This is a genomic window from Streptomyces sp. SID9727 (assembly GCF_010550605.1).
Taxonomy (GTDB): Bacteria; Actinomycetota; Actinomycetes; order Streptomycetales; family Streptomycetaceae; genus Streptomyces.
On the sequence record NZ_JAAGNI010000029.1, the window covers coordinates 1 to 8,751 of the forward strand.

General features: G+C 71.2%; 6 protein-coding genes and 1 rRNA gene. 4 read left to right on the plus strand and 3 right to left on the minus strand.

All coding sequences use genetic code 11. From position 1 onward, the window contains the following. Together G3I41_RS01675 and G3I41_RS01680 are read right to left on the minus strand one after the other, a co-directional pair. The coding region (locus tag G3I41_RS01675; protein WP_203600001.1) for a sigma-70 family RNA polymerase sigma factor at positions 1-1,214 on the minus strand (1,214 nt) is incomplete at its 3' end. Positions 1,215-1,432: 218 nt separating this feature from the next. Continuing rightward, positions 1,433-2,188 (minus strand): helix-turn-helix domain-containing protein, encoded by a 756-nt coding sequence (locus tag G3I41_RS01680; RefSeq protein WP_164398515.1) that lies wholly within the window; start codon positions 2,186-2,188, stop codon positions 1,433-1,435. Positions 2,189-2,730: 542 nt separating this feature from the next. On the opposite strand from G3I41_RS01680, the gene G3I41_RS01685 reads away from it, so the two are divergent. Together G3I41_RS01685 and G3I41_RS01690 are read left to right on the plus strand one after the other, a co-directional pair. Beyond that, the gene (locus G3I41_RS01685; RefSeq protein ID WP_239081443.1) at positions 2,731-4,047 is read left to right on the plus strand and encodes an NAD(P)/FAD-dependent oxidoreductase; all 1,317 of its coding nucleotides are present in this window, start codon (positions 2,731-2,733) and stop codon (positions 4,045-4,047) included. A gap of 179 nt (positions 4,048-4,226) precedes the next feature. Beyond that, entirely contained in the window at positions 4,227-5,888 is a 1,662-nt protein-coding gene (locus G3I41_RS01690; protein ID WP_164398513.1) for a SpoIIE family protein phosphatase, read from the plus strand. A 9-nt stretch (positions 5,889-5,897) separates the two neighbouring features. Here G3I41_RS01690 and G3I41_RS01695 read toward each other — a convergent pair whose 3' ends face one another. Then, a complete protein-coding gene (locus G3I41_RS01695) occupies positions 5,898-7,193 on the minus strand; it encodes an MFS transporter (protein WP_164398516.1) in 1,296 nt (431 codons plus the stop codon). A gap of 155 nt (positions 7,194-7,348) precedes the next feature. On the opposite strand from G3I41_RS01695, the gene G3I41_RS01700 reads away from it, so the two are divergent. Beyond that, positions 7,349-7,903: a MarR family transcriptional regulator gene (locus tag G3I41_RS01700; RefSeq protein WP_018101704.1), complete on the plus strand. Its 555-nt coding sequence runs from the start codon at positions 7,349-7,351 to the stop codon at positions 7,901-7,903. Between the two features lie 688 nt (positions 7,904-8,591). Further along, positions 8,592-8,751 (plus strand): 16S ribosomal RNA (locus G3I41_RS01705); the annotation flags it as partial.

Consider the following 8,751-nt stretch of genomic DNA (forward strand, 5'->3'; position numbering starts at 1 on the left):
GCCGCACCACCCGCCGTGCCCGTGGCCGAGCCCCCTCCGGTCGCCGCCGCCGCGGCACTCGCCCCAGCGGCGCCGGCCGCGCCCCCCGCAACGATCCCGGCGGCCTTGAGGGCGTACCCGGCGGCGAACCAGCCGATGACCGCGACCGGGAGCAGCGCGGGGATACCGGCGTTGACCTGGGCCAGTTCGCCCGCCGCCACCCGGCACTTCGCGCACTCGTCCAAGTGCCCCCGCAGCCCGCGCTCCGCCCGCATCCGCAGCCCGCCCCGGGCATACGCGCCGAGCCGGTCGGCGTACCGTGCGCAATTGCCGCCGGAGGTGAGCGCCTGGCTCACATGGGCCTGCAGATATGCCTGCTTGAGTCCTTCACGTGCCCGGCTGGCCAGCACCGACGTGGCGTTGGCGGTCAGCCCGAACAGGGGCGCGACGTCGCTGGGCGACTCCTCCTCGACGGTGGTGTGCCACAGGACCGCCTGCCAGCGCTCCGGGAGGCTGCGGAAGGCCTGCATCGCCATCGACTGCTCGGCCTCGTGCATCGCGAGCACGTCCGCGCCCAGGTCGAGGGTGTCGTCGTCGGACACCTCCGAGGACCGGGCGGCCTGGGCGGCGAACGCGGCGAAGTCGTCCACCAGTTGCTCGCGCTTCGCGGTCTTCGTCCAGGCGGCGGCGACATGCCGGACCGCCGTCATCAGATAGGCGCGCACCGCCTCCTGGGGCCCCTTTCCGCCCCGTACCGCCTGCAGAGTCCGGGCGAAGACCTCGGCGGTCAGGTCGTCGGCGGTGTGCGCGTCCCGGCAGCAGGTGCGGGCGTAGCGGCGGACGGCCTGGGAGTGGCGCCGGAACAGCTCGTCGTAGGCGAGGTCGTCGCCCTCCCGCATGCGCTGGATCAGCTGCGCGTCCGAAGGCCCCGCCGCCCCGTCCGCCCTGCCTGAGCCCCGCCCCGCCCGCTGCATCGGCACGGCGGGAACGGTCCCGGCCGGGCCGGCGCCGTGGCTCCCGGAGGCTCCCGCCGTGCCGTCGTCCTCGACCGGTGCGGGCGGCCAGGGGCCCGGCAGGACCGTTCCGCCGGGGTGGTCCGCGTCCGTGTCGACGTTCTGGTGGCCGGGGACGGCCTGGCTCGGTACCTGGTGCCCGGGCGAACCGGCCGGCTCCGTACCGCCGTCGGCGGTGGACACGCCGTCGTGCGACTCTTCCCTCTGCCCGTCACCGCTCATCGCGGACGCCCCCGTATGCGCCATCGGACCCGAATACCGGGCCAGCGTGCCACAGCGCGCCGGCGTACCGGGGCCCTCGGCCCCACCAACCACTCATCCGGGGCGTCCTCCCCGAATGTGAGCACTAGCGGGCACTCATTCGGGGAAGGGGCCAGGGGTTGGGCCGAGGTACCGGTGGGCGGGAGGCAGGGCATCGCGGCCCCCCGCGCCCCCACCCGTCACTCGGGCCGTGAGCGCAGTCCCTCCAGCAGGATGTCCAGCAGCCGGGAGGAGGCCGCCGCCTGCTGGGCCGCGTCCGGCAGCGCGGGGGCAGCAGTCGCGATGACCAGCAGGACGTCGGAGACCGTCACGTCGTGGCGCAGCTCGCCCGAGGTCCGCGCCCGGTCGACCAGCCGCCCCACGACCTCCAGCAACTCGCCGGCACCGGGGCCGAGGTCCTCGCCGCCGGTCTCCGGGCCGGGCCGCTGCCGGGACACCGTCCGGGGCGCGGCCGTGCCCGTCTCCTGCCGCTGCTGGGGCACCCGGGGCTCGTCCCCCGCGGTCTCACCGGTCTCCCCGACCGCGGTCGAGTCCTCGGCCTCCACCCCGACCCGCAGTATCTGCGGGGGCAGGAGCCGCCCCGCCCCCGAGGCCACGGAGGTCCGCAGGAAGCGCGAGAGCGCCGACCACGGCTCGTCCTCCTGCCCGAGCGCGGAACGCGCCTGGTCGGTCAGCCGGGAGGTCTCCTCCTCGGCTATCCGGCGCACCAGCACGTCCTTGCTGGGGAAGCGCCGGTAGACCGTGCCGACGCCGACCCTGGCCCGTCGGGCCACGTCCTCCATCGGAGCCCCGTACCCCAGCTCCCCGAACACCTCGCGCGCGGCGCGCAGCACGTGTTCGAGGTTGCGCTGCGCGTCCACCCGCAGTGGTGCCGATCGTGCGTGCGCCGACGCGCCACCGGGCTGGGCACCAAGTCCGTTGCCCAGCCCGTTCACCGCCGCCGGAGGCGCGGCCGTCGTGGTGCCGCCCGTTCCGTTGAGGGTGCCGACTGCCCCGATGTGTCCGTTTCCTTCAGGCGCGACAGCAGTAGTCGGCCAATGCGTTTCCTGAATGTCCATAACTGTTCCCCCGGTTATGACGTCTCCCCCCGGAGACTCCCGCCGTATGCGTCGCGGGGGGACCGATCTGCACCGTCCGACACCCCGACGACATACGAACATAGTTGAGCCAGGGTCAATTCAGAAGGGGGCAGTTCCGCCCGGAGCGCCCCCCGATCGGCGCAAGGACCGGTTGGTCACCACTTGATCCCCGTCCCTGTCCCGTACCGCAATGCCTGACCTGCGAAGCTCGCCTATCAGCGGGTCGTCAGGCGCCAACGGCCCGTCCACGACCTCCGGTCACACAATTTGCCGGGGCTGTGGACAAACTCCGGTGCACGTTGCGTCATGGGGTGGTGATGGCTTCAGCTTCCGGGGGCACGCCCCCCGGCCCCCCGCCGGGTGCGCGCATCCTTGTCGTCGGCGGGGGCTACGTCGGGATGTACACAGCGCTGCGTCTCCAGCGGAAGCTGAAGCAGAGACTGAGAAACGGCGAGGCCGAGATCGTGGTGGTCGCGCCCGAGCCCTACATGACGTACCAGCCGTTCCTCCCCGAGGCCGCCGCAGGCTCCATCTCACCGCGCCATGTCGTCGTACCGCTGCGCCGCGTCCTGCCGCACTGCACCATCGTCATCGGCGAGGCCCGGGCCATCGACCACGCCAAGCGCACCGCCACGGTCACCACCCTCGCCAGCGGCGAGGACGGCACCGGCGCCCTGGAGATCGAGTACGACGAGCTCGTCCTCGCCCCCGGGTCCGTCTCGCGCACGCTCCCCGTCCCCGGCCTCGCCGACCACGGTGTGGGTTTCAAGACGATCGAGGAGGCCATCGGGCTGCGCAACCACGTCATCGAACAGATGGACATCGCGTCCGCCACGCGCGACCCGGCCATCCGTGACGCCGCCCTGACCTTCGTCTTCGTCGGCGGCGGCTACGCGGGGGTGGAGGCGCTCGCGGAGCTGGAGGACATGGCCCGCTACACCTCGCGGTACTACCACAACATCAAGGCCGAGGACCTGAAGTGGATCCTCGTGGAGGCCACCGGCCGCATCCTGCCCGAGGTCGGCGAATCCCTCGGCCGGTACGCCGTACGGGAACTGCGGGGACGCAACATCGACGTGCGCCTCGACACCCGGCTGGACTCCTGTGAGGACCGCGTCGCCGTTCTCAGCGACGGCTCCCGCTTCCCCACCCGCACCCTCGTGTGGACGGCCGGCGTCAAACCGGCCCCTCTCCTCGCCGCCACCGGCCTGCCCCTGGACGAACGCGGCAGGCTCGTCTGCACCGCGAAGCTGACCGTCGAGGGCACCGAGCACGCCTGGTCAGCGGGAGACGCCGCCGCCGTACCCGACCTCACCGCCGTCGAAACCGGCCGTACGACCGCCCCCAACGCCCAGCACGCCGTCCGCCAGGCGAAGGTCCTCGCGGACAACGTCGCCGCCGCGCTCGAAGGGGGACCGCTCACCGAATACCGGCACAGCTACGCGGGCTCCGTCGCCTCGCTAGGACTCCACAAGGGCGTCGCGCACATCTACGGGCGCCGGCTGAAGGGCTATCCGGCCTGGCTGATACACCGCATGTACCACCTGAGCCGGGTCCCGACCTTCAACCGGAAGGCACGCGTCCTGGCCGAATGGACACTCGCGGGCCTCTTCAAACGCGAAATCGTCTCCCTGGGCTCCCTGGAACACCCCCGGGCCGAGTTCGAACTCGCCGCCGGCCGCCGGCCGCGGCCCGACGGGGACGACTGTCAGTAGGGTCCGACACACTGGACGTGTGACCATGGGTGGGCCCACATCTGCACAGAGTGACCCGGCCGGCAGCAACCGACAGTGACCAGCGAAGACCGCCCCAGGAGCGACGAACGCGCCCGACGCCCTGGCAGAGGAAGCACCCGCCCGAGCGGACCAGACCGACACACGAGGCCAGAAATTCCGTGAACTTCACGCGTTGGAGCGCCCGCCTCCCCGGTACGCAGCGTCGCGCCGCCCGGGAGGACCACAGCTCCGTACCGGCGGCCCGCGCCGAGTACGTCCGGGCCGAACCGGGCACCGCCCCGCCGCAGGGCGGTCCCGTCGGCGTCCCCCTGCCCTCGGCGCCCGATCTGGAGGACCTCTCCGCCCGCGACATCCTGGGCCGGCTGCCCGCCCTCGTCGCCCTGGTGCACGGCACCGGCCACCACGTCGCCTACGTCAACGACGCGTACACCGCCGCCTTCGGCCCCCGCCCCTGCGGTGCCCCGGCCGCCGAGGTGATGCCCGAACTGACCGAGATCGGCCTGCTCCCCCTCATGGACCAGGTCCTGCGCAGCGGCACCCCGCGCACGGTCAAGTCCCGCAAGGCCGTCGACGGCCGTTCGTACACCGTGACCTGCACGCCCGTGCGCCCCGACAAGGAGAAGGGGCGCGAGGGCGGAGTCCTCGTGTACGCCGCCGACGTCACCGACCACGCCGAGGCCGCCGAGCGGCTGCGCGCCAGCGAGGGCCGGCACCGGGAGACCGCCGTCACGCTCCAGCGCTCCCTGCTCCCGCAGGAGCTGGAACAGCCCGACGACCTGCGCATCGCCGCCACCTACCAGCCGGGCGGCACGGACGCCGCGGTCGGCGGCGACTGGTACGACGTCATCACCCTGGGCGCGGGCCGCACCGCGCTGGTCATCGGGGACGTGATGGGGCGCGGGGTGCGTGCCGCCGCCGTCATGGGGCAGCTCCGCACCGCCGTACGGGCCTACGCCCGGCTGGACCTTCCGCCGCACGAGGTCCTTCAGCTGCTCGACGGACTCGCCGCCGAGATCGACGCCAGCCAGATCGCCACCTGCGCCTATGCCGTGCACGATCCCAACGAGGGGTTGCTCGTCTACTCCTCCGCGGGCCATCTGCCGATCCTGGTGCGCGAGGAGGACGGCACGGTCCGCCGGGCGGAGGACCCGATCGGCCCGCCGCTCGGCACCGGCGGCTGGATCCACACCTCGGGCACGATCCCGCTGCCGCCCGGTTCCACCGCCGTCCTCTACACGGACGGGCTGGTCGAGCGCCGCAGCGAGGACATCGACGAGGGCGTGGGCGCGCTGGAGCGGGCGCTGTCCGGAGCGACGGGCGCGCCGCAGGTCGTCTGCGACCGGCTGATCCGCTCGCTCAACGTGACCGCCGAGCACGACGACGACGTGGCGGTCCTGGTGGTGCAGCATCCGGCGCGCACGGGCGCCGCCGCCGAGCTGTTCCACAACGCCTCGCTCGATCTGCTCGGCGGTATCGAGGCGGCTCCCCGCGCCCGTGCCTTCGCGACGGGCGTCCTCGCCTCGTGGCGATTCCCGGTGGAGCTGTGCGATCTCGGGGTCCTCGCCGCCGGGGAGCTGGTCGCCAACTCCCTCCAGCACGGCACCCCGCCGATGCGCCTCGGCCTGCGCCGCACGGACCGCCGCCTGATCATCGAGGTGACCGACGGCGACGACCACCTGCCGCGCCGCCGCCGCGCCGAACCGGCGGACGAGGCGGGCCGGGGCATCTCGATCGTGGCCTCGATCGCCACGTCGTGGGGGAGTCGCCGCACGCCGGGCGGCGGCAAGGCGGTGTGGTGCGAGTTCGTGCTGCCGCAGTAGCGTCCGCGCTCAGCGCGCGGCGGCCACGGGCGCCGGCGCGCTCTCCGGCACGGAGACGGCCACCACCCGCGACGGCGCGTGCGCGAGCGAGGGCTGGTCCTGTACGGGGGTGAGCCGCCGGCCGAGCCGCAGTGCGAGCGCGGTGATGCCCAGCGAGAACACGACGAACGTCAGGATGTACGGGCCGTGCAGCGAGGCCCCCATCGGACCGCCCACGGCCGGGCCGACGGCCAGCGCGAGCTGCTTGCAGAGCGCGAACGCCGAGTTGTACTGGCCCACCATGGACTCCGGCGCCAGGTCCGCGACCAGCGGTGCGACGGTCGGCGACAGCATCGACTCGCCGAGGCCGAACAGCGCGTACGTGGAGATCATCGCGGCTGTCGCCATGGTCTGGCTGCCGTGCCCCAAGCCCGCGTAACCGGCCACGATCCAGGCGAAGGCCCAGATCAGGCCGACAGCCGCGATGACACGGGTGCGCCTCCGGCGCTCCACGAGACGCAGCACCACGAACTGGGCGACGACGATCACGGCGGTGTTGGCGGCCAGTGCCACGCCGAGCGTGGCGGGGTTGATCCCGGCGGCCTCGGTGCCGTACGCCGCGAGCCCGGACTCGAACTGTCCGTAGCAGGCGAAGAACAGCACGAACCCCAGCACACACAGCTGCACCATCGCGCGGTGCGAGAGCAGCGCCCGCAGTCCGCCGCGCGCCGCGGGCGCCCCGGCCACCGTCTCCGGCGTGTTCACGGGCGCGTTCGGCATCCGCACGGTCGCCGCGATGACGCCGAGCACCAGGAACATCACGGCTTCGATCAGGAACAGAAGCGTGAACGACGCCGGGCTGCTGGTGTCGACGATCTGCCCGCCGACCAGGCCGCCGATGCCCAGGCCCAGGTTCTGCAGGAAGAACTGCATGGCGAAGGCGCGCGTGCGGGTGGCGGCGCCGGTGCACCGGACGAGCATGGTGGCGAGCGCGGGCTGCATGACGGCGGTACCCGCGCCGAGCACGGCCGCTGCCAGGACGGCAGTGGTGACCTGCGAGGACACGCCCAGCGCGAGGGCGCCCAGCGCGGCGACACCGGAGGCGGCGATGAGCACGGGCAGCGGCCCGCGACGGTCGATCGCCCGGCCGGTGAACGGGAGGACGGCGAGGGCAGCCATGGCGAAGACAGCCAGCACGATTCCCGCCGTGCCAGCGCCCAGATCCCGTACCTGTGCCACATAGACGTACAGGTACGGGACGGTGAACCCGAGCCCGAACGCGCTCAGCGCGCTCCCCAGCTGGATCCGCCGCAGTGCTGCGCCCATTTCCCTGGTCACACTCACCTACCTCAAGTCTCGGAACCTCTGAGTCGTACCGATCGAACGACTCGAACCCGAAGACTTTATCACTAAAGTTAGATGTTGAACACTACGACCTGAAGGACTTCGACGGCTATGGGCGGCGTGCCATACTGCGCGCCATGTCCGACACCACCGAGCCCGGACTCGATGAGCCGAGCCTCGACGAACAGATCGCCGCCTACCAGCGGGAGTACCGCGACCTGGACCCCCAGGTCGAACAGGTCGTCTCCGCGCTCGGCCGCCTCAACCGCCGGATGAACGTCGCGTACGGGAGACAGCTCGCCGCGCTCGGCATCAGCAATGCGGAGTGGGAGGTCTTGAAGACCCTCGTCCTGGGAGGGGAGCCCTACCGCCTCGGTCCCGGCGAGCTCGCCAAGCGGCTCGGGCTCACCCCGGCCGCGATGACGCACCGGATCGACCGCATGGCCGGTGAGGGGCTGGTGACCCGCGACCGCGACGAGAACAACCGCGTCCGGGTCATCGTGGAGCTGACGGACGAAGGGCGCACGAAGTGGCTGGAGGCGATGCGGATGGCCACGGACTTCGAGGCGGACCTGCTCCAGGACCTCGACGGCGAGGAGCGCGGGGTGCTCGGCGCGATGCTGACCCGCCTGCTGCGGAGGGTGGAGCACGCCCAGCCGGATGCCGGCGGCAGGCTCACCGACCTGGACTGAGCGTTCCCGCAGGCCCGGCGGGGAGGGGGTTGACACACCCCTCGGTGATCCGTAAGGTTCTTCGGGTTGCCACGGAGCCTGAACGGTTCTGCGGTGACCGATCCCGCCGCAGACGCGGCACACCAAACTCAGCACGATCTCCCGTTCGGGGAATTTTCGGCATGCCGAAATTCATTTCGAAGGCCCGATTATGAGCCGCCGGGAAAATCCGCTAGTGTTTTGGACGTCGGAAGGGCCCAACAGCCCGGAAGGCAAGCCCCGCTGACTGGGAATCAGGCCCGAAAGGATCTGATAGAGTCGGACTCGCCGGAAAGGGAAACGCGAAAGCGAAGAACTGGAAAGCGAAAACTGCTTGACCCGCTTCGACCGGGAATCGGACACGAAAGAGTCTGATAGAGTCGGAAACGCAAGACCGAAGGGAAGCGCCCGGAGGAAAGCCCCAGAGAATGTTCTGCGGGTGAGTACAAAGGAAGCGTCCGTTCCTTGAGAACTCAACAGCGTGCCAAAAGTCAACGCCAGATATGTTGATACCCCGGCCTGCTTCGGCAGGTTGGAGGTTCCTTTGAAAGTCCTGCACGGTCCTCCGGGTCCGGGTAGGCACAACACAGCGAGGACGCAGTGGACAACGGGTCATATTCCGACCTTGTTGTTCCGCTCTCGTGATGTGTCTCCCGATTACGGGAAAACATTCACGGAGAGTTTGATCCTGGCTCAGGACGAACGCTGGCGGCGTGCTTAACACATGCAAGTCGAACGATGAAGCCCTTCGGGGTGGATTAGTGGCGAACGGGTGAGTAACACGTGGGCAATCTGCCCTTCACTCTGGGACAAGCCCTGGAAACGGGGTC

Excerpts from the sequence above, each read along its gene's own strand:
- G3I41_RS01685 (WP_239081443.1), top strand. The coding sequence starts at position 2,731 with ATGTACACAGCGCTGCGTCTCCAGCGGAAGCTGAAGCAGAGACTGAGA.
- G3I41_RS01695 (WP_164398516.1), bottom strand. The coding sequence starts at position 7,193 with ATGGGCGCAGCACTGCGGCGGATCCAGCTGGGGAGCGCGCTGAGCGCG.
- G3I41_RS01700 (WP_018101704.1), top strand. The coding sequence starts at position 7,349 with ATGTCCGACACCACCGAGCCCGGACTCGATGAGCCGAGCCTCGACGAA.